Annotated in this window: 20 protein-coding genes; 10 read left to right on the forward strand and 10 right to left on the reverse strand. The window is 65.8% G+C overall.

Going from position 1 to position 17,538, the window contains the following annotated elements; translation table 11 throughout:
- Positions 1–86: 86 nt before the first annotated feature.
- Genes gspK through gspG form a run of 5 tightly spaced genes read right to left on the reverse strand, consistent with a single transcriptional unit; the run spans position 87 to position 2,934 of the window.
- Complete coding sequence (gspK, locus tag ASC95_RS06585; RefSeq protein ID WP_057296896.1) at positions 87–1,076, reverse strand: type II secretion system minor pseudopilin GspK; 990 nt, start codon at positions 1,074–1,076, stop codon at positions 87–89.
- On the reverse strand, positions 1,073–1,696 hold the full coding sequence (locus tag ASC95_RS06590; protein WP_057296897.1) for a type II secretion system protein J: 624 nt from the start codon (positions 1,694–1,696) through the stop codon (positions 1,073–1,075). The genes gspK and ASC95_RS06590 overlap by 4 nt, the downstream gene beginning before the upstream one ends.
- The gene (gspI, locus tag ASC95_RS06595) at positions 1,696–2,064 is read right to left on the reverse strand and encodes a type II secretion system minor pseudopilin GspI (protein WP_056203235.1); all 369 of its coding nucleotides are present in this window, start codon (positions 2,062–2,064) and stop codon (positions 1,696–1,698) included. Before gspI ends, ASC95_RS06590 begins: the two co-directional genes overlap by 1 nt.
- Positions 2,061–2,528 carry a Tfp pilus assembly protein FimT/FimU gene (locus ASC95_RS06600; RefSeq protein ID WP_057297082.1) on the reverse strand — a complete coding sequence of 156 codons (468 nt, stop codon included), beginning with the start codon at positions 2,526–2,528 and terminating at the stop codon, positions 2,061–2,063. Before ASC95_RS06600 ends, gspI begins: the two co-directional genes overlap by 4 nt.
- On the reverse strand, positions 2,500–2,934 hold the full coding sequence (gene gspG, locus ASC95_RS06605) for a type II secretion system major pseudopilin GspG (RefSeq protein ID WP_157255970.1): 435 nt from the start codon (positions 2,932–2,934) through the stop codon (positions 2,500–2,502). The genes ASC95_RS06600 and gspG overlap by 29 nt, the downstream gene beginning before the upstream one ends.
- Before the next feature lie 53 nt (positions 2,935–2,987).
- Here gspG and ASC95_RS06610 point away from each other — a divergent pair, with 53 nt between their 5' ends.
- Positions 2,988–3,641, forward strand: coding sequence for a hypothetical protein (locus ASC95_RS06610; RefSeq protein ID WP_157255971.1), 654 nt, complete (start codon positions 2,988–2,990; stop codon positions 3,639–3,641).
- A gap of 15 nt (positions 3,642–3,656) precedes the next feature.
- Here ASC95_RS06610 and ASC95_RS06615 read toward each other — a convergent pair whose 3' ends face one another.
- Both ASC95_RS06615 and ilvA read right to left on the reverse strand, forming a co-directional pair.
- Entirely contained in the window at positions 3,657–4,730 is a 1,074-nt protein-coding gene (locus ASC95_RS06615) for a nicotinate-nucleotide--dimethylbenzimidazole phosphoribosyltransferase (RefSeq protein ID WP_057296899.1), read from the reverse strand.
- A 32-nt stretch (positions 4,731–4,762) separates the two neighbouring features.
- A complete protein-coding gene (gene ilvA, locus ASC95_RS06620) occupies positions 4,763–6,283 on the reverse strand; it encodes a threonine ammonia-lyase, biosynthetic (RefSeq protein ID WP_057296900.1) in 1,521 nt (506 codons plus the stop codon).
- Between the two features lie 197 nt (positions 6,284–6,480).
- On the opposite strand from ilvA, the gene ASC95_RS06625 reads away from it, so the two are divergent.
- Positions 6,481–6,660 (forward strand): hypothetical protein, encoded by a 180-nt coding sequence (locus tag ASC95_RS06625; protein WP_157255972.1) that lies wholly within the window; start codon positions 6,481–6,483, stop codon positions 6,658–6,660.
- 12 nt (positions 6,661–6,672) lie between these two features.
- Positions 6,673–7,104, forward strand: a complete 432-nt coding sequence (locus ASC95_RS06630; RefSeq protein ID WP_057297084.1) for an OsmC family protein — start codon at positions 6,673–6,675, stop codon at positions 7,102–7,104.
- 11 nt (positions 7,105–7,115) lie between these two features.
- Here ASC95_RS06630 and coq7 read toward each other — a convergent pair whose 3' ends face one another.
- Positions 7,116–7,778: a 2-polyprenyl-3-methyl-6-methoxy-1,4-benzoquinone monooxygenase gene (gene coq7, locus ASC95_RS06635; RefSeq protein ID WP_082567522.1), complete on the reverse strand. Its 663-nt coding sequence runs from the start codon at positions 7,776–7,778 to the stop codon at positions 7,116–7,118.
- 194 nt (positions 7,779–7,972) lie between these two features.
- Here coq7 and ASC95_RS06640 point away from each other — a divergent pair, with 194 nt between their 5' ends.
- The 6 genes from ASC95_RS06640 (at position 7,973) to ASC95_RS06665 (ending at position 14,423) form a co-directional block, all read left to right on the forward strand.
- The gene (locus ASC95_RS06640; RefSeq protein WP_057296902.1) at positions 7,973–8,995 is read left to right on the forward strand and encodes a porin; all 1,023 of its coding nucleotides are present in this window, start codon (positions 7,973–7,975) and stop codon (positions 8,993–8,995) included.
- A 174-nt stretch (positions 8,996–9,169) separates the two neighbouring features.
- On the forward strand, positions 9,170–10,372 hold the full coding sequence (locus tag ASC95_RS06645; RefSeq protein WP_082567567.1) for a porin: 1,203 nt from the start codon (positions 9,170–9,172) through the stop codon (positions 10,370–10,372).
- A gap of 157 nt (positions 10,373–10,529) precedes the next feature.
- Positions 10,530–11,507, forward strand: a complete 978-nt coding sequence (locus ASC95_RS06650; protein WP_057296904.1) for an ABC transporter permease — start codon at positions 10,530–10,532, stop codon at positions 11,505–11,507.
- Positions 11,508–11,509: 2 nt separating this feature from the next.
- Positions 11,510–12,454 carry an ABC transporter permease gene (locus tag ASC95_RS06655; protein WP_057296905.1) on the forward strand — a complete coding sequence of 315 codons (945 nt, stop codon included), beginning with the start codon at positions 11,510–11,512 and terminating at the stop codon, positions 12,452–12,454.
- Positions 12,451–13,431: an ABC transporter ATP-binding protein gene (locus ASC95_RS06660; RefSeq protein ID WP_057296906.1), complete on the forward strand. Its 981-nt coding sequence runs from the start codon at positions 12,451–12,453 to the stop codon at positions 13,429–13,431. The genes ASC95_RS06655 and ASC95_RS06660 overlap by 4 nt, the downstream gene beginning before the upstream one ends.
- Positions 13,428–14,423, forward strand: coding sequence for an ABC transporter ATP-binding protein (locus tag ASC95_RS06665; RefSeq protein ID WP_057296907.1), 996 nt, complete (start codon positions 13,428–13,430; stop codon positions 14,421–14,423). Before ASC95_RS06660 ends, ASC95_RS06665 begins: the two co-directional genes overlap by 4 nt.
- Here the strand turns inward: ASC95_RS06665 and ASC95_RS32420 are convergent.
- On the reverse strand, positions 14,420–14,692 hold the full coding sequence (locus ASC95_RS32420) for a lipoprotein (RefSeq protein ID WP_082567568.1): 273 nt from the start codon (positions 14,690–14,692) through the stop codon (positions 14,420–14,422). The genes ASC95_RS06665 and ASC95_RS32420 overlap by 4 nt on opposite strands.
- Between ASC95_RS32420 and cyaY the strand changes: the two genes are divergently transcribed.
- Entirely contained in the window at positions 14,582–14,914 is a 333-nt protein-coding gene (gene cyaY / locus ASC95_RS06670; RefSeq protein WP_200960075.1) for an iron donor protein CyaY, read from the forward strand. The genes ASC95_RS32420 and cyaY overlap by 111 nt on opposite strands.
- 4 nt (positions 14,915–14,918) lie before the next feature.
- Here the strand turns inward: cyaY and ASC95_RS06675 are convergent, their stop codons facing one another.
- Complete coding sequence (locus tag ASC95_RS06675; RefSeq protein WP_082567523.1) at positions 14,919–17,312, reverse strand: penicillin-binding protein 1A; 2,394 nt, start codon at positions 17,310–17,312, stop codon at positions 14,919–14,921.
- Positions 17,313–17,538: the final 226 nt, after the last annotated feature.

Genomic DNA, 17,538 nt, shown 5'->3' on the forward strand with positions numbered 1-17,538 from the left:
GGCGCATTCTAGGAGGGGCGGCTGCCTTCCCGGCCCGGGCGCCAAGCCGCCGGTGAAAGTCTGTAGCCAGGTTCGAGTTCAAGGAATCACTGATCCAGCAGCTGGTTGATGCGCTCGCGGGCAAGGATGTCCATGCTCAGGTTGTTGCGGAAGATCAGCGAGCGCTGTTCGAGCTGACGCTCGTCCAGGCGCAGCCGGCCGGTGACGATGAAGTAGGACGATTCCACCGACGCCCGGTTGCCGCTGAGGTCGACAGCGGCGGGCAGGAAATTCTTGGCGTCGTCGACGTTCTGCAGCGGCTGGGCCTTGCGGCCCTGCACCAGGCGCTCGGCCGAGGCGAGGTCGACGCCGTCGAACAGCGCTGCGATGACTTCGCGCGGCGCGGTGTTCAAGTTGACCGGCGTGGGCTTGGGCAGCAGCACCACATAGGGCTGCAGGCGCTTGAGGGTGTCGGCGTCCAGGCCCAGCCAGGCGAGCTGGTCCAGGCCGGCCGGCCGCAGGGGGCCGGACTCGCTGATGGCCGCATCGCTCGCAGGCACGCCGGGCCCGCTGGCGGCGCTGGCCGGCGCCGGGAAAGCGCTCCGCAGGCCGGTGACGATGACGGCAGCTGCGCCGGGCGCCGCGTTGACCTGGCTGCACAGCCGCTCCAGCACGCGTTGCTCCAACTCCGGCACCTTGGCACCGCCGAGCAGTGCGCGCAGGTTGTAGCGGCTCTGCGCGTCCTCGATGGTGCCGGACAGGAAGGCCTCGGGGCCGTCGTCATCGCTGGCCGCCGTGCGGTCGGCAGCCAGGAAGGTGGACAGCCGCGCCTCGGCCAGCGGCACGGCCCAGGGCTCGCCGAGGTGGTCGATCTTCTTCCCCTGCTGGCTGTTGCCTCGGGCGTCCTCTTTCAGGATCAGGCGGGCCCAGTCCAATGCGCCTTGCAGGATCCAGGCACTCTGGGCGCGCGCGCGGTCGGCGGCTTCGATCTGCACGGCGCGGTACTGTTGCCAGACCATGCCTGCGGCAAGGCTGGCAATCAGCGTGACGATGATCATTGCCGTGAGCAAGGCGGCGCCGCTCTGACGAGTCCTCATCGAACGGTCACTTCCAGCTCGCGCGTCAGCGTGCCTGTCAGGCCGCTGCCCTCGGCGAACTGCATGGCCACGCGCAGGCCGGCGGGCGGCTGGGTCGGCGTCTTGGGGTTGACGGGACCGGCGTTGTCGTTGCCGATGCCGCCGGTGGACTGGCAGTTGCTCCAGGCATTGCCCCAGTAGCAGTAGAACTGCCAGCCGGCCACGCCGTCGAAGGCGCGCAGTGCCGGGTTGCGTTGGTCCAGTTGCTGCAGGCCGCGCTGGCGCTGGTCTTCGAGGTCCTGCACGGTACGCTGCGCCGGGCTTTCCCATCGCCATAGGCTGCCTTCGCGCAGGCTCCAGACGACGACCTGCAAACCGGTCGGCGCCTGACGGGTCAGCACGAGGTTGCCGCCGTCGAAAGCGATGGGCTGCACGGTGCTGTGGCTGTCCTGCAAGGCGCGCAGGTCGACCTCCCACTGCGCCAGCACGGTCTGCAGCCGCGCGGTCTGGGCCAGGTGGGCCTGGGCGATCTCACGGCTTCTCACGAGGGCATCGATGCCCCGCCAAGCCATGGCCGCCATGGTTGCCATGACGACCAGGGCGACGAGTACCTCGACGAGGGTGAAGCCGCGCACCTTCATCAGAACTTGCCCATGATGGTGCTCAAGCTGAGCACGGGGCGGCCCTGGTCGTCGGTGACGTCGGCGTCGACGCGGCGGAACAGTGGGTTGGGCGTCGGGCTGACCCTGAGCTTGCCGCCATAGCTGCGGCCAAGCTGCTCGCAGCTGAAGGGCGATTCGCCGATGTCGGGAAACTGCTGGGTCAAGCGCAATTCGGTCAACAGGTTCTCGGCGCACCATTGGCCCGCGCTGACCTGGGCCAGGCGCTCGGCGTTGTTTGTCAGCGCCCCGGCAGCCTTGATGCCAGCGCCGAGCGCGATGGCGACGATGACCAGGGCGACGAGGACCTCGATCAACGTGAAGCCGCGCTGGTCATGCACGGGATTCATTGCGGCGTGACGACGTCGAAGGCGGCCAGGCCGTCGGTGGCCAGCACGAGTTGCTGGCTGCCGAGCTGCAGGCGCAGGCGCTGGGCGGGGATGACGGGCTCGGGGCCGAGCCTCAGGCCGGGGTTGGTGGCGGTCGCGTTGTCGATCAGCACGGCCACCGGCTCGCCAAGCCAGCGCGTGGGCAGCTGGATGGTGCGAGGCAGGCCTTCGAAGCGGAAGTCGTCGCCGCTCTTGATGCCCTTGGGAATCCAGCGCACGTCCAGGCCCGACGCACGACTCTCGGCGCGTGCCGTCTCCAGCAGCGCGGCCAGGCGCTGGGCTTCGCGCTGCAGCTGCAGCTCGGCGGGGTCGCGCAACGCCAGCGTGATCGTGGCGCTGGTGATCGCGATCAGTGCGACGACGACCAGCAGCTCGATGAGCGTGAAGCCGCGCGGCTTACTGCCAGGAACCGATGTCCGCGTCACGGCCCTCGCCGCCGGCGCGGCCGTCGGCGCCAAAGCTGTAGATATCAACCTCGCCCTTCACGCCGGGATTGGCGTATTGGTAGGGGTGGCCCCAGGGGTCGTTGGGCAACTTTTCCAGATAGGGCTTCCAGTTCGGCGGCGGATTGCCGGCCGTGGGCTTGTGCACGAGGGCGTCCAGGCCCTGCTCCGAGCTCGGATAGCGCTGGTTGTCCAGCTTGTAGAGCTTGAGCGCCTGCATCAGGTTGTTGACGTCGGTGCGGGCGGCGGTGACGCGGGCGTCTTCGGCGCGGTCCAGCACATTGGGCACGACCAGAGCCGCAAGCACGCCGATGATGACGAGCACGACCAGCAGTTCGATCAACGTGAAGCCGCGGGCGATGTGGCCGGTGAGAGAGGAACGACGCATGTCTGGGAGCGTGGAAGCGCTGAGCTGCGGTGAGCGGGCCATCATAATGGGCCATGCTTGCTCGAACGATGGCGTTTACGGTGTGGCTGCTGCTGGGCGGCTCGGTGGCTTACTGGAGCCTGCAACTGCTCGCTCGGCCGCTGGCCATGCCGGCTTCGGTGTTGCCAGCCGGTGAGGGGCGCGGGGGGGCGGTCGACCTGAGCCGGCTGCTCGGCGTGACGGCGCCCGAGGCCGTGCCCGAGCCGGAGGTCGCCGCATCGACGCGGCTGCGCCTGCTCGGTGTCGTTGCGCCCAAGAACGCCAAGGCGGCCGAGGCCGGCGAAGGCGTCGCGCTGATCGAGGTGGACGGCGTGGCGCGCACGGTGCGCGTCGGCGCCGTGGTCGACGGCGAGCTGCGCCTGCTGCGTGTGGATGTCCGCAGTGCCAGCCTGGGCCGCATCGGCCAGGCGCCCAGCCAGGTCTTGCAGATCAGCCCGCCGGCCGCTGCGGCCACCGGCGCGCTGCCGCCGGCTGCGCCATCTCCGGTGGTGCTGGGCGGCAATCCGAATGGCAATCCGAGCGGCAATCCCAATGCCGCGCCCAATGCCCAGGGCCTGCCGCTGCGCGCCAATGCGCCGACGCCCGTGCCGGCCACCATGCCTTCGGTCTATGGCGCGGCGCCGGCAAACCAGGCCTCGCCGCCGACGCGCGGGGAGCAGCAGCGCTGAGCCGCTGAGCCGGCGTTAGGCGCCCAGCGTCGGGACGTGGGCGCTGGGGTCGGGGCGAGCAGCGACGCGGGCTTCGGCAACCTCGTGCAGATCGGTCAGCAGGGCAGCGGCGGCACGGATCATCGGCCAAGCCAGGGCCGCGCCGGTACCGTCGGCGCTGTCCATGCCGAGTTCAAGCAAGGCAGAGGCGTGGAACAGGGCCAGCGCTTCATCCAGGCCGCGGTGCACATGGCTGCGGCAGAACACGGCGTAGTCGGTCACCGGCGCGCAGATCAGCGACGCGAGTTTGAGCGCGGCGCAGGCGGCGATGCCGTCCACGATGATGAGGCTGCGCTTGCTGGCCGCAACGAGCATGGCGCCGACCATGACGGCGATCTCGTGGCCACCGAAGGCCGCGATGACGTCCATGGGGTCCTTGGCGTCGCGATGGCGGGCCAGGGCGCCTTGCAACACATCGAGCAGATGGACGAGATCGTCCTGGCGCATCGTCGGGCCGGAGACGATGAAGTCGCGCACGGGTTGGTCGGACAGCCGCGCCAGCACCAGGGCGGCGCATTCGGGCGAGCCCTGGCCCATGGAGGCGCAGGCCAGCACATTGCCGGGCAGGTTGTCGGCGATTTCCATGCCGACGCGCACGCCGGCGTGGGCCTGCTCGACGCTCATCGCATGCGCAGTGCGTGCGTTGCGCGTGCCATGGGCGACCTTGCGCGCCAGCAACCGGGCGTGGGGGGGCAGATTCTCGGCGACGCCACAGTCGACGACGGTCAGGTGCAGCCCCTGCAACCGGGCAAAGACCGACACCGGCAACTGGGCATGCAGGGCCATCTGCACCTGATCCCTGGTGGCGCGGCCCCATTGCGCGCCAACGCCGTCGACGACGATGCCGTGATCGGAGGCGAAAAGACCGAGCACCGGGTCGCGGAAGCGCGGCGTCAGGCTGTTCTGCACGAGCCCGAGGCGGACGGCCAGTGGTTCCAGTTCGCCGAGGCCGCCAGCGATGGCCGAGCGTCGATCGACGCGGTCACGCAGGGCCTTTTCAAGCTCAGGGTTGGCGGTGGGAGAGATCAGCGACTGTTGGGCAACGGTCATGGCGCAGGCGTTGTCAGACCCCGCATTTCAACTCAACCGAGGAACAAGCGATAGACCGGATTGGAGGTTTCGTCTTCGAAGGGATAGTTCAGGCCGTTGAGGAACTCTCGCAAAGCCGCCGCATCGCCCTTGGGAACCTGAATGCCGACGAGGATGCGGCCGTAGTCCGCACCCTGGTTGCGGTAGTGAAAAAGGCTGATGTTCCAGTCGGGGTGCATGCTGGACAGGAAGCGCATCAGCGCGCCCGGCCGCTCAGGAAAGACGAAGCGATAGAGGCGCTCGTCGCGCGCCAGTTCGCTGCGCCCACCCACCATGTGACGGATGTGCTGCTTCGCGAGCTCGTCGTTGGTCAGGTCCAGCGTCTCGAAGCCGGCCTTGCTGAAGGTGCGGGCCAGTTTGGCAGCATCGTCGGGCTTGGAGATGGCGATGCCAACGAAGATATGGGCGACGTCGGCGCCGGCGATGCGGTAATTGAACTCGGTGACGCTGCGCGGCCCGAGCAGCTCGCAAAAACGCTTGAAGCTGCCACGGGCCTCGGGGATGGTGACGGCGAACAGGGCCTCGCGGTGTTCGCCGACCTCGGCCCGCTCGGCGACGAAGCGCAGGCGGTCGAAGTTCATGTTGGCGCCGCAGGTGATGGCCACCAGCGTTTGGCCCTTGGCGCCGGTCGAGGCGACATATTGCTTGACGGCGGCGACGCTCATGGCGCCCGAAGGCTCAAGAATGGAACGCGTGTCCTCGAAAACATCCTTGATCGCGGCGCAGACGGCATCGGTGTCGACAACGATGAAGTCGTCGACCAGTTCGCGCGCGATGCGGAAGGTCTCCTCGCCCACCAGCTTGACAGCGGTGCCGTCGGCGAACAGGCCGACATCAGTGAGCGTCACGCGCTTGCCGGCCTTCACCGAGCGCAGCATGGCGTCAGAGTCGGTGGTCTGCACGCCGATGATCTTGATCTCCGGGCGCAGCGCCTTGACATAGGCGGCAACGCCGGAGACGAGACCGCCGCCGCCGATAGCGACGAAGATGGCGTCGATGGGGCCCGGATGCTGGCGCAGCAGTTCCATGGCGATGGTGCCCTGGCCGGCGATGACGTCGGGGTCGTCAAAGGGGTGGACGAAGGTCAGGCCTTGCGCACTCTCCAGTTCCTTGGCGTGACCATAGGCGTCGGTGAAGCTCTCGCCGAACAGCACGACTTCGCCACCGTGGCCGCGCACCGCCTCGACCTTGACCTGGGGCGTGGTCACCGGCATCACGATGACTGCGCGGCAGCCGAGCTTTTTCGCCGACAGCGCCACGCCCTGGGCGTGGTTGCCTGCCGAAGCACAGATGACGCCGGCCGCTCGTTGCTCGGCCGACAGATGCGCCATCTTGTTATAGGCGCCGCGCAGCTTGAAGCTGAAGACATCCTGCTCGTCCTCGCGCTTGAGCCAGACCTTGTTGGACAGGCGCTTGGACAGCTTGGCGGCGGCGTGGAGATGGGTCTCGCGGGCGACTTCGTAGACCCGGGCGTTCAGGATTCGCTGCAGATAGCTGCTGCCGGGCGGCAGCATCGCGGGCACCTGAGATGACGCGCTGGACGGCGCCTTGACAGGGGGCTGGCGTCGGCGCGAGGGGGAGGTCCCTGCGGCACCCTTTGCGCTGCGCGCTGTCCCGCCGGGCGGGAGTTGAGCCCCTACGGGCGGCCGGGCGGGGCTCATCGTCTCTCCATGATCTCTTGTTGCGGCGCCGCATGATAGGGGAGACCCTCATGTGGCGCCGCTTGCCTGCCTTCGGCGAAAAAAAACCCGAGCTTTTGCAAGCTCGGGTTGAATCCACCATGGAGGCGGTGGAGGAGACAATCGGTGCGAAAACGTTTTCGCTTGGATGGCAGTTTAGCGCCGAGTTATGCTGCGCTGCAATATTTTTCGTGAACGAATTGGGGCTTTGACTCTAGATGACCATGGAATGCACCGTCAGTTGGCTGGGTCCTGAGGGCCCGAGTGGCATGAGCTTCGTGGCCGAGACCGGCAGCGGTCATGTTTTGAGCATGGACGGCGCGCCGGACGGTGGCGGGCGCAACCTGGCGCCGCGGCCCATGGAAACCGTGCTGGCGGGCACGGGCGGCTGCACGGCCTATGACGTGGTCCTCATCCTCAAGCGTGGCCGCCATGATGTACGTGGCTGCAAGGTCGCGTTGAAGGCCGAGCGCGCCACCAGCGATCCCAAGGTCTTTACGGCCATCCATTTCCACTTCATCGTCAGCGGCAAGGGACTCAAGCCCGAGATCGTCGAGCGGGCGGTGGCGCTGTCGCACGAGAAATACTGCTCGGCGACGGCCATGTTGGCCAAGACCTCGGCCATCAGCACCTCTTTCGAGGTCATTGAAGTCTGAGCCAGGTCTGATCAGACTCGGTGAGCCACGGTCGTCATGACCTTGGCTGCTGCGCGCATCAGCTCAGCAATGGGCGCCGGCAACGGCCGAGCGCCGGCGGCGACAGCCGCGTCGGCATGCTCGGCTTCCTCGCGCCGCATCTGGTCGACGATGGCGCGCGATGGCGCGTCGGCTTCGGGCAGGCGTTGGAGATGCGAGGCCAGATGGGCTTCGACCTGGCGCTCCGTTTCGACGACGAAGCCAAGACTCCATTGATCGCCGGCCAGCCCAGCCAGGCTGCCCCAGGCGAAGGCGCCGGCCCACCAGAGCGGTGCGAGGTGGCTGGTATGGCCGTCCAGCTCGGCGATCCGGTCGGCCGTCCAGGCGAGGTGATCCAGTTCTTCCTGGGCGGCTTGTTCAAAGTAACGCCGCAGCGCCGCATTGCGGCTGAACAGCGCCTGTGACTGGTAAAGCGCCTGGGCGCAGATCTCACCGACGTGATTGACGCGCATCAACGCTGCCGCATGCTGCCTGTCTGCCGCATCCAACTCGACCGGCGGCTGGACCGCCGATGGCGACTGACGTGTGGCGCGGGTAGGTACGAATACCGTGCGAAGCCCCGCGTCGAGCGTACTGATGAACCGGTCTCGAAAGTTCAGATCGCGACGATGCGAATCGCTTGCTTGAGGTTGCATTCAGTTAAGCAATGTTTCGATGAAGAAATCGTGAATCTTGGGCGGCGTTGTGGATCGGCAACGACAACACATAATTTCATATCCGTGAATTCCCCAGCATCTCAAACCTGTAGTGGAATACGCGCACTTCCTCACAGGAGGTAAGTCGCTGGCCTGTTCGCTCGGCGACTCGGATGAATACCTAGGAGTATCGAATGAAGAAAGCTCTGATTGCCTTGGCCGTCCTCGGCCTGACCGGCGGCGCTGCCGTCGCGCAATCGTCCGTCACTCTGTTTGGCGTCATCGATGCCGACCTGAAGTACGTCAAGACCGGCGGTCTTACGATGAAGAAGTTGGACTCCAGCGGCCTGAACACCAGCCGTTTCGGCGTGCGCGGCACTGAAGACCTGGGCGGCGGCCTGAAGGCTGGCTTCTGGCTGGAATCCCAAATCGATGCCGACACCGGTGTCGCTGGTGGCGGTGGCGCCTTCTGGGGTCGTCGCGCCACGGTCAGCCTGAGCGGCGATTTCGGTGAAGTGCGCCTCGGCCGCAACAAGACCGTTTCGCGCCTGCACATCGAAGACTTCGACCCATCCGCATTCACCGGCCTGGGTAGCGTCAGCGTGCTGTACAGCAACCTGGGCAGCGGCAACGGCACGTCGTTCGGCCGTGCTGACAACCTCGCCTCGTATTCCCTGCCGGCCAATCTCGGCGGCTTCTACGGCGGTGTTGACGTGTCGGCTGGTGAAGGCACGAGCACCAACAAGGGCCAGTCGGTTCGCCTGGGCTACAAGCAGGGTCCCCTGCACGTGTCGGGCGCCTACGCCAGCACGTCCAACGCCGCTGACAGCAGCAAGTTCAAGCTGGCCTCGGTTGGCGCGGCTTATGACTTCGGCGTGGTTCGCCCGTCCCTGTCGTACACGGAGTCCAAGTATCTGTCGCGCAAGCAGAAGGTCCTGACGGCCTCCTTGACGGCCCCTCTGGGTCAAGGCCAGCTGTGGGGTTCCTACAGCCAAGCCAAGACCAGCGGTGAGACCGGTTTCGCCACGGTCGGCACTCCCAAGCTGTTCGCCGTCGGCTACGTCTACAACCTGTCCAAGCGCACTGCGCTGTATACGACGTTCGCCCAGCTCAAGAACGACGGCACGACCCGCTTCGCTCTGGGCGGCGCACCAGCCGCTACGGCCAACGGCCAGAAGTCCACCGGCTACGACGTCGGCGTTCGTCACAGCTTCTGATGCCGCGCGGCCTCGGCCGCAGCGAAATCAGCCAAGCCGCCTTCGGGCGGCTTTTCTTTTGTCCCATGCGAGACAGGGGAATTGCTGTGGGAAATCCACAACAGAGCTAGCGTTATGGCAGGGCGCATCACTGAGAATCAAAAAGTTCACTTTTCTTCGCAGGAGACAACCTTGATGAAAAAAGCCACTCTGGCAGTCGCCGCTCTGGCCGCTTGCACCTCTTCCGCTTGGGCCCAGTCCAGCGTGACCCTGTACGGCATCGTGGACGCCGCCGCGCGTTACACCACCAACGTCAATCCCGGTGTTGCGCCAAAGCAATTGATCCCTGGCGGCATGTCGCAAAGCCGTCTGGGTGTGAACGTCATCGAAGACATGGGCGGCGGCCTCAAGGCTCTGGCGAACATGGAACATCGCCTCAGTTCCGATACCGGCGCGGTCGCCGCCGCGGACTTCTGGCGCCAGGCATGGGTTGGCCTGCAGTCGAATGAACTGGGCCAGATCCGCCTCGGTCGTCAATACAACATCCTGTTCGACCTCTACACGTCGTCCTTCGCGTCCTTCCGCTATTCGCCCTATATCGAGGCTTACAAGCCCGAGATCGGCATGTCTATGGCGGCGCGTCAGGACAATATGGTCAAGTACCTGGCCCAGTTCGGCAGCTTCTATGCCGAAGTCCAGGTGAGCGCAGGCGAGGCCCAGAGCGGTGCCGCTGCCGCGCTGCCGAACAAGACCATTGGCGGCTTGGTCCGCTACAACGACGGCAAGTTCGGTGCGGGTGGTGCCTACCTGCAAGCGACGGAGCAAACCGGCAAGAAGATCAAGGCGATGGTGCTGGGTGCGTCCTACACACAAGGCCCGCTGTATGTTCACGCTTCGTGGGGCGAGAACAAGTTTGAGAACCCCTTTACGCTGCTGAATCAAACCAGCGCCGGGGCGTTTGCTGCTTCAGCGGCACCCGGTTCGCCCGCCAACATTGCGTTGACGACTCGCGGTGCGTACACCAGCGGCATTCTGGGCGCCAACGTCTTCAATACGGACTCGGCCGACATCAAGAAGCGCACCATGATCATGTTTGGTGCAACTTATCAGCTGACCCCGCAGCTGAATATTGGTGCCAACGCCTGGCTGACCGAGCAAACGCACTACGGCACGGCGCAGAATCTGGCAGCTCCGTTTGCGAATGCTCTGGGCTTCGCGACAAACGCCAACACCAAGTCCAAGGCCAACTTCTTCGCCGTCGTCCTCGACTACGCCTTCTCCAAGCGTACGGACGCCTACCTGGAAATGGACTACACCAAGCTCAAGGGCGAGGTGCTCTTCCTGAACAACGCTGTCAAGCGTGGTGGCGCGATGGTCGGTCTGCGTCACCGCTTCTGATGCCGATGCGAGGCTTCGGCCTCGCGAAGCGTCTCAACGGGCCGCGAAAGCGGCCCGTTTTCTTTGGCGGCTCAGGCTCAGGGTGCTAGGGCTTTCCCGGGAAGCTCCGGCTCCCGCACTTCGCCATGATCCCGCCTTCGCGCCGCGCAAAGTCTTCATGCTGGTCTTCATTCTTCGCCGCCTCGTCCAGGCTCTCGTCGTCATGCTGACGGTGGCCTTCATCGCCTTCATGCTGTTTCAGTACGTGGGCGACCCGGTCACGAATTTGCTGGGCCAGGATGCGACCGAAGAGCAGCGCATCGCCTTGCGCAAGGATCTCGGCCTGGACCAGCCCTTTCCCGTGCAATTCGCGCGTTTCGCTGTCAACGCGGCCCAAGGTGAATTCGGCATCAGCCTGCGCCAGGGCCGCAAGGTTTCAAGCCTCATCGTCGAGCGCTTTCCGGCGACGCTGGAGCTCGCTCTCGTTGCCGGCCTGATCGCGCTCGGCCTGGGCATCCCGCTGGGCGTCTACGCGGCACTGCGCCGCGGCAAGGCGAGTGCACAACTGCTGATGACGGGCACGCTGTTCGGTGTCAGCCTGCCCAATTTCGTCATCGGCATCGTGCTGATCTGGGTCTTCGCGGTCGAACTCAAATGGTTGCCGAGCTTCGGCCGCGGTGAGGTCGTTGCCCTGGGAACGTGGACTTCGGGCCTGCTGACGCGGGACGGCCTGCTGCACCTCGTCTTGCCGGCCTTCACGCTGTCGGCCTTCCAGCTGACGCTGATCATGCGGCTCGTGCGCGCCGAGATGCTGGAGGTGCTGCGCACCGACTACATCCGCTTTGCCCGCGCCCGCGGCCTGACGGACCGCAGCGTCTACTTCGGCCATGCGCTGAAGAACACGCTGGTGCCCGTCATCACGATCACCGGCCTGCAACTCGGCTCGTTGATTGCGTTCGCCATCATCACCGAGCAGGTCTTCCAGTGGCCCGGCATGGGCCTGCTCTTCATCCAGGCCGTGCAGTTCGCCGACATCCCTGTGATGGCTGCCTATCTCTGCCTGATCTCGCTGATCTTCGTCGTCATCAATCTCGGCGTTGACCTCCTCTATTTCGCCGTCGATCCGCGCCTGCGCGTCGAAGGCAAAGCGCATTGACCATGGCAGTCGACGCCAATCCCAATCCCACCCCGTCGGCATCCGCGCTGCGCGGCTTCTTCGACGGCGACGTCTGGCATTCCTTCCGAAATTCGCCGGTTGCGATGCTGGCTGCCGCCATTGCGCTGGTCTGCCTTGTCTGCGCGCTGTTTGCGGAGTTTGTGGCGCCCCACAACCCTTTTGACCTGGCGACGCTGGAACTGATGGACTCGCTGAAGCCTCCGGCATGGGTCGATGGCGGCGAAGCCAAGTACCGGCTCGGCACGGACGGCCAGGGCCGCGACATCCTGTCGGCGCTGATGTACGGCGCGCGCATCTCGCTGCTGGTCGGCATTGCCTCCGTGCTGCTATCCATCCTGATCGGCGTCAGCCTCGGCCTGCTGGCTGGCTTTGTCGGCGGCCGCACGGACGCCCTCATCATGCGCATCTGCGATGTGATGCTGTCCTTCCCATCCATCCTCGTCGCGCTGATGATCAGTGGCGTCGGCCGCAGCCTCTTCCCGCATGCTCCCGACATGCTGGCCTTCGTCGTCCTCGTGCTGGCGATTGCGCTGACGGGCTGGGTGCAATACGCGCGCACCGTGCGTGGCTCGACGCTGGTGGAGCGCAACAAGGAATATGTGCAGGCCGCCCGCGTCATCGGCGTCGGCTCGCTGCGCATCATGCGCCGCCATGTGCTGCCCAACGTGCTCGGGCCGGTGCTGGTGCTGGCCACCATCCAGGTCGCCTCGGCCATCATCACCGAAGCGACCTTGTCCTTTCTCGGCGTCGGCGTGCCGGCGACCAGCCCGTCACTGGGCACGCTGATCCGCAACGGCAACGACTACCTGTTCTCGGGCGAATGGTGGATCACCGCCTGGCCCAGCCTGACGTTGGTGCTGATCACGCTCAGCGTGAACCTGCTGGGCGACTGGCTGCGTGACGCGCTCAACCCCCGCCTGCGATGACCGTCCCTTTGCTTGAAGTCAGCCACCTGCGGGTGGAGTTCCCGACCCGCCGCGGCACGCTGCTGGCGCTGGACGACATCTCTTTCTCGATCGCTCCCGGTGAGATCCTTGGCGTCGTCGGTGAATCCGGCGCCGGCAAGTCGCTGACCGGTGCGGCCATCATCGGTTTGCTGGACCCGCCGGGCCGCATCGCCGCGGGCGAGATCAGGCTCGCGGGCCGGCGCATCGACAACCTGCCTTACGAGCAGATGCGCCGCATCCGTGGCAAGGAGATCGGGGCTGTCTTCCAGGACCCGCTGACGTCGCTGAATCCGCTCTATACGGTGGGCCAGCAACTCACCGAGACGATCACGACCCACCTGGATCTGAGCGCCGCCCAGGCCCGGGCCCGCGCCGTCGAACTGCTGGCGTCCACCGGCATTCCGGCGCCCGACGCTCGGGTCGATCATTTCCCGCATCAGTTCTCGGGGGGCATGCGCCAGCGTGTCGTCATCGCCCTGGCCCTGGCGGCCAACCCCAAGCTCATCGTCGCCGACGAGCCGACGACGGCACTGGACGTCTCCATCCAGGCGCAGATCATTGCGTTGCTGAAGAAGGTCTGCCGCGAGCAAGGCGCGGCGGTCATGCTGGTCACCCACGACATGGGTGTCATCGCCGAGACCTGCGACCGCGTCGCCGTCATGTATGCCGGTCGTATCGCCGAGATTGGCCCGGTGGCCGACGTCATCCACCACCCGGCTCACCCGTACACCGTCGGTCTGATGGGCTCGATTCCGGCGATGGACGAGGATCGCGAACGCCTGCTGCAGATCGATGGCTCGATGCCGCGTCTCACTGCAATCCCGCCGGGATGCGCCTTCAACCCGCGCTGCCCTCGCGTTGTCGAACGTTGCCGCGTCGAGCGGCCCGAACTGGTCCAGGTTGGCGCGACGACTGCGGCATGCTGGCGGCCGGTCACCGTGGAGGTGCCGCGATGAGCATGCCCCTCGTCGAGGTGCAGGACCTCGCCAAGATCTTCGACGTATCCCCGCCCTGGCTGAACCGCGTCGTTGAGCGCAAGCCCAAGGCCTTTGTGCATGCGGTGGATGGCGTGTCCTTCAGCATCGAGCGCGGCAAGACGCTGGCTCTCGTCGGCGAGAGCGGCTGCGGCAAAAGCACGGTCGCGCGCCTGCTTGTGGGCCTGTATGCAACGACGCAGGGCGCGGTGCGCTTCGATGGCGAGGACATCGCCAGGACGCTGGCCGGTGCCGGCGCCTTGAAGCTGCGCCGCCGCATGCAGATGATCTTCCAGGACCCGTATGCGTCGCTGAACCCGCGCTGGAAGGTGCTGGACATCGTCGCCGAGCCGCTGCGCGAGCACGGCCTGATCCCGGACAACGCGGAGGCCAGGCGGCGCGTCGGCGAGCTGCTCAGCTCGGTCGGCTTGAATCCGGCCGATGCGGAGAAATTCCCGCACCAGTTCTCCGGCGGTCAGCGTCAGCGCATCTCCATCGCCCGGGCGCTTGCGACGCAGCCGGAGTTCCTTGTCTGCGACGAGCCGACGTCGGCGCTGGACGTGTCCGTACAGGCCCAGGTGCTCAACATCATGAAAGACCTGCAGCGCGAACGCGGTCTGACTTATCTCTTCATCTCGCACAACCTGGCGGTGGTGCGCCATGTGGCGGACCAGGTCGGCGTCATGTACCTCGGCCGCCTGGTCGAAGTGGCCGACAAGGCCGAACTGTTCGCGCGGCCGCGCCATCCCTACACGCGCATGCTGCTGGATGCGATTCCCGACATCCACATGAGCGGCCGGGCCCGTACGCCGGTGCAGGGCGAAGTGCCCAACCCCTTGAATCCACCGAGCGGCTGCAGCTTCCACCCGCGCTGCCCACTCGCCAATGCGCGCTGCAAGACCGAACGGCCGGCGCTGCTGCAGATCAGGGGCGTGCGCGTGGCCTGCCACGCGGTGGAAGAAGGCCGGGACTAGCGCGCAGGGCCAGACGCCGGAGCAGAGGCCGCGCCGGCCGGTTGGGGCAGGGTCAGCGGCCCCTTCTGCCCACAACCCGTGAGGGCGGTAAGGGTGATGAGCAGAGCAGCGACGCCCCCACCTACACTGACAGCAGTCTTGTTCATGCCGCCCAGTTTATGTCCCTGTCCGACGCCGAATACCTCGCCAAGGCCCACGCCTTGCTCGCCCGTATCGAAGAGCAGATCGATGCCTGGCTCGAGAGTGATGTGGTGGACATCGACACCCATCGCACAGGCGGCTTGCTCGAGCTGAGCATGCCTGGGGGCAGCAAGATCGTGCTGAACACGCAGCCGCCGCTGCAGGAGATCTGGCTGGCGGCACGCTCGGGTGGCTACCACTTCAAGTGGGACGGCGCGCAGTGGGTGGACCGCGAAGGCCAGGAGTTCCTTGCCCGCTTGTCGCGATCGGCGAGCGAGCAGGCCGGGCAGACGCTGACGTTCAGCGCCTGAACCTCTAACGTTTGAAGAGGTCCAGGATGGACTTCTTCTCATCCTCGGTTGTCGCACCCGGTACCGCGGCAGGTTCGCTGGACAGTTCGCGCACGCCGTTGCCGGTCGTGTATTCCTCGTAGAACCACTCGCCATTGACGTTGACGATGCCTTCCGGCGGCGTGATCTCGTCGACGGGCTTGTTCTTCAGCGCAAAGCCCATGTACTCGATCCAAACCGGCAGGCTCAAGCCTCCTCCCGTCTCACGGTCGCCGAGCTTGCGCGGCTGGTCGTAGCCGATCCAGACGATGGCGACGAGGTCCTTCTGGTAGCCGGCGAACCAGGCGTCCATGGAGTCGTTGGTTGTGCCGGTCTTGCCATAGATATCGGGGCGCTTCAGCGTTGCCTGGGCGCGGGCCGCCGTGCCGCTGCGCGTGACCTCCTGCAGCAGGCTACTCATCAGGAAGGCGTTGCGTGGCTCGATGGCGCGGGTGTCGTCGGTCAGCGTGACGGGCAGGGCTTCGTAGAGCAACCGGCCCTTGTTGTCGGTGATGCGGGCGATGAGCTGCGGGCTGACGCGATAGCCACCATTGGCAAACACCGAATAGCCCTGAGCCATCTGCATGGGCGTTACGGAGCCGGCGCCCAACGCCATGGTCAGATAAGCGGGGTGCTTCTCGGCCTCGAAACCGAAGCGCGTGATCCAGTCCTGCGCGTAGCGCACGCCGATGGAGTGCAGCACGCGGATCGACACCATGTTCTTGGACTTGGCCAGCGCCGTGCGCAGCGGCATCGGACCTTCGAACTTGCCATCGTAGTTCTTGGGCTCCCACGGCTGGCTGCCCGTCGTGCCGGCATCGAAGAACAGCGGCGCATCGTTGACGATGGTGGCCGGCGTGAAGCCCTTCTCCAATGCCGCCGAGTAGATGAAGGGCTTGAAGCTGGAGCCCGGCTGGCGCCAGGCCTGGGTCACATGGTTGAACTTGTTCTTGTTGTAGTCGAAGCCGCCGACCATGGCGTGCACCTGGCCGGTCTTCGGGTCCAGCGATATGAAGGCGCCCTCGACCTCGGGCAGCTGGGTGACCGTCCACTCGCCGCCGTCCTTTTGCTTGGTACCTTTGACGACGCGGATGACGGCGCCGCGGCGGATGCGGGTCTTGGGATTGCCCTTGTCGGACAGGCCGGAGGTGGCCGGCTTGAGACCTTCGCCGATGATGGCGATCACGTCTCCGCTTTGCAGCACCGCCGTCACCTTCTTGGGGTCGGCCTCCAGCACGACGGCAGCGAGCAACTCGTCGTTGGCGGGGTGGTCGGCCAGCACGAGCGCGATGCGCGCGTCCAGCTCCTTGTTGTCGCTCGGCAGGTCGGCATAGGCCTCCGGGCCGCGGTAGACCTGGCGCTTCTCATAGTCGAGGATGCCGCGGCGCAGCGCGCGGTAGGCCGTGTTCTGCTCCGCGCTGTTCAGCGTCAGATAAACATTGAGGCCGCGCGAATAGGCTTCGTCGCCGTACTGGCTGAAGATCAGCTGGCGCGCTGCCTCGGCGACGAACTCGGCATGCGATACCGACTCCTGCACCGGGCGGATGCGCAGTTTCTCGGCCTTGGCTTCGTCGCGCTGCTCCTCGGTGATGTAGCCCGTCTCATACATCCGCTCGATGATGTATTGCTGGCGGATGTTGGCGCGGCGCGGGTTGTTGATGGGGTTGTAAGCCGACGGTGCCTTGGGCAGGCCGGCCAGCATCGCCGCCTCGGCGATGCTGATCTTGTCCAGCGTCTTGCCGAAGTAGATCTCGCTGGCTGCCGCGAAGCCGTGCGCGCGATGGCCCAGGAAGATCTGGTTCATGTAGATCTCGAGGATCTTTTCCTTGGACAGCGCCGACTCGATCTTCAGCGCCAGCAGGATCTCGTAGATCTTGCGTGTGAAGGTCTTTTCCGTGGACAGATAGAAGTTGCGCGCCACCTGCATCGTGATGGTGGACGCGCCCTGGCTGCGTGATTCGCCGACGTTGGCCAGGCCCGCGCGGATGATGCCCAGGTAGTCGACGCCGCCATGCTGATAGAAGCGCGCGTCCTCGATGGCCAGCACCGCCTCCTGCATGACCTTGGGAATTTCCTTGATTGGCAGATAGTTGCGGCGCTCCTCGCCAAACTCGCCCAGCAGCACGCCATCGGTGGATAGCACGCGCATGGGCAGCTTGGGTCGATAGTCCGTCAGGCCGCCGATGTCCGGCAGGTTGGGATAGGCCAGAGCCAGCCCCAGGGCCAGCAGCAGGCACATGGCCGCGATGCCGCCTGCCACGATGCCCAGAGCCCACAAGGCCCAGCGACCGAGACGGGAGCTCAGACCGGAGAGGGGAGGGGAGGTGGGAGTGCCGGCGGGCGAAGGACTGGGTGCAGCGGAGCGGGGCTTGTCGATCATGAGCCGGCGGGGCGCGCCCGCGGGCGCGTTGGGAGGAGGCGCCGGATTATAGGAAGCGCTGCCTCGGCATCCTTGTATACCCGCGCGCACATCAAACCGTGTGCCAAACGACCGCTTCACATGTGTTTTTCAGTAGCTTGCAAGTCTGTTGAATCGTGTATGTTTAGCAACGTGGCGTTACCAGCTTGCGCCGAATTTCCGTTCGGTGTCAACGGCTTTGCTGCTA

The sequence above is a fragment of the Pelomonas sp. Root1217 genome (genome assembly GCF_001425705.1).
Classification (GTDB): domain Bacteria; phylum Pseudomonadota; class Gammaproteobacteria; order Burkholderiales; family Burkholderiaceae_C; genus Pelomonas.

Bases quoted from the DNA above. Each gene is read 5' to 3' on its own strand.
- coq7 (WP_082567522.1), bottom strand. From the start codon at position 7,778: ATGCAACCTCAAGCAAGCGATTCGCATCGTCGCGATCTGAACTTTCGA.
- gspI (WP_056203235.1), bottom strand. From the start codon at position 2,064: ATGAATCCCGTGCATGACCAGCGCGGCTTCACGTTGATCGAGGTCCTC.
- ASC95_RS06665 (WP_057296907.1), top strand. From the start codon at position 13,428: ATGAGCATGCCCCTCGTCGAGGTGCAGGACCTCGCCAAGATCTTCGAC.
- ASC95_RS06615 (WP_057296899.1), bottom strand. From the start codon at position 4,730: ATGACCGTTGCCCAACAGTCGCTGATCTCTCCCACCGCCAACCCTGAG.
- gspK (WP_057296896.1), bottom strand. From the start codon at position 1,076: ATGAGGACTCGTCAGAGCGGCGCCGCCTTGCTCACGGCAATGATCATC.
- ASC95_RS06650 (WP_057296904.1), top strand. From the start codon at position 10,530: ATGCTGGTCTTCATTCTTCGCCGCCTCGTCCAGGCTCTCGTCGTCATG.
- ASC95_RS06610 (WP_157255971.1), top strand. From the start codon at position 2,988: ATGCTTGCTCGAACGATGGCGTTTACGGTGTGGCTGCTGCTGGGCGGC.
- ASC95_RS06645 (WP_082567567.1), top strand. From the start codon at position 9,170: ATGAAAAAAGCCACTCTGGCAGTCGCCGCTCTGGCCGCTTGCACCTCT.
- ASC95_RS06625 (WP_157255972.1), top strand. From the start codon at position 6,481: ATGTGGCGCCGCTTGCCTGCCTTCGGCGAAAAAAAACCCGAGCTTTTG.
- ilvA (WP_057296900.1), bottom strand. From the start codon at position 6,283: ATGCTGCCGCCCGGCAGCAGCTATCTGCAGCGAATCCTGAACGCCCGG.
- ASC95_RS06630 (WP_057297084.1), top strand. From the start codon at position 6,673: ATGGAATGCACCGTCAGTTGGCTGGGTCCTGAGGGCCCGAGTGGCATG.
- ASC95_RS06590 (WP_057296897.1), bottom strand. From the start codon at position 1,696: ATGAAGGTGCGCGGCTTCACCCTCGTCGAGGTACTCGTCGCCCTGGTC.
- ASC95_RS06660 (WP_057296906.1), top strand. From the start codon at position 12,451: ATGACCGTCCCTTTGCTTGAAGTCAGCCACCTGCGGGTGGAGTTCCCG.
- ASC95_RS06655 (WP_057296905.1), top strand. From the start codon at position 11,510: ATGGCAGTCGACGCCAATCCCAATCCCACCCCGTCGGCATCCGCGCTG.
- cyaY (WP_200960075.1), top strand. From the start codon at position 14,582: ATGTCCCTGTCCGACGCCGAATACCTCGCCAAGGCCCACGCCTTGCTC.
- ASC95_RS32420 (WP_082567568.1), bottom strand. From the start codon at position 14,692: ATGGGTGTCGATGTCCACCACATCACTCTCGAGCCAGGCATCGATCTG.
- ASC95_RS06640 (WP_057296902.1), top strand. From the start codon at position 7,973: ATGAAGAAAGCTCTGATTGCCTTGGCCGTCCTCGGCCTGACCGGCGGC.
- gspG (WP_157255970.1), bottom strand. From the start codon at position 2,934: ATGCGTCGTTCCTCTCTCACCGGCCACATCGCCCGCGGCTTCACGTTG.
- ASC95_RS06675 (WP_082567523.1), bottom strand. From the start codon at position 17,312: ATGATCGACAAGCCCCGCTCCGCTGCACCCAGTCCTTCGCCCGCCGGC.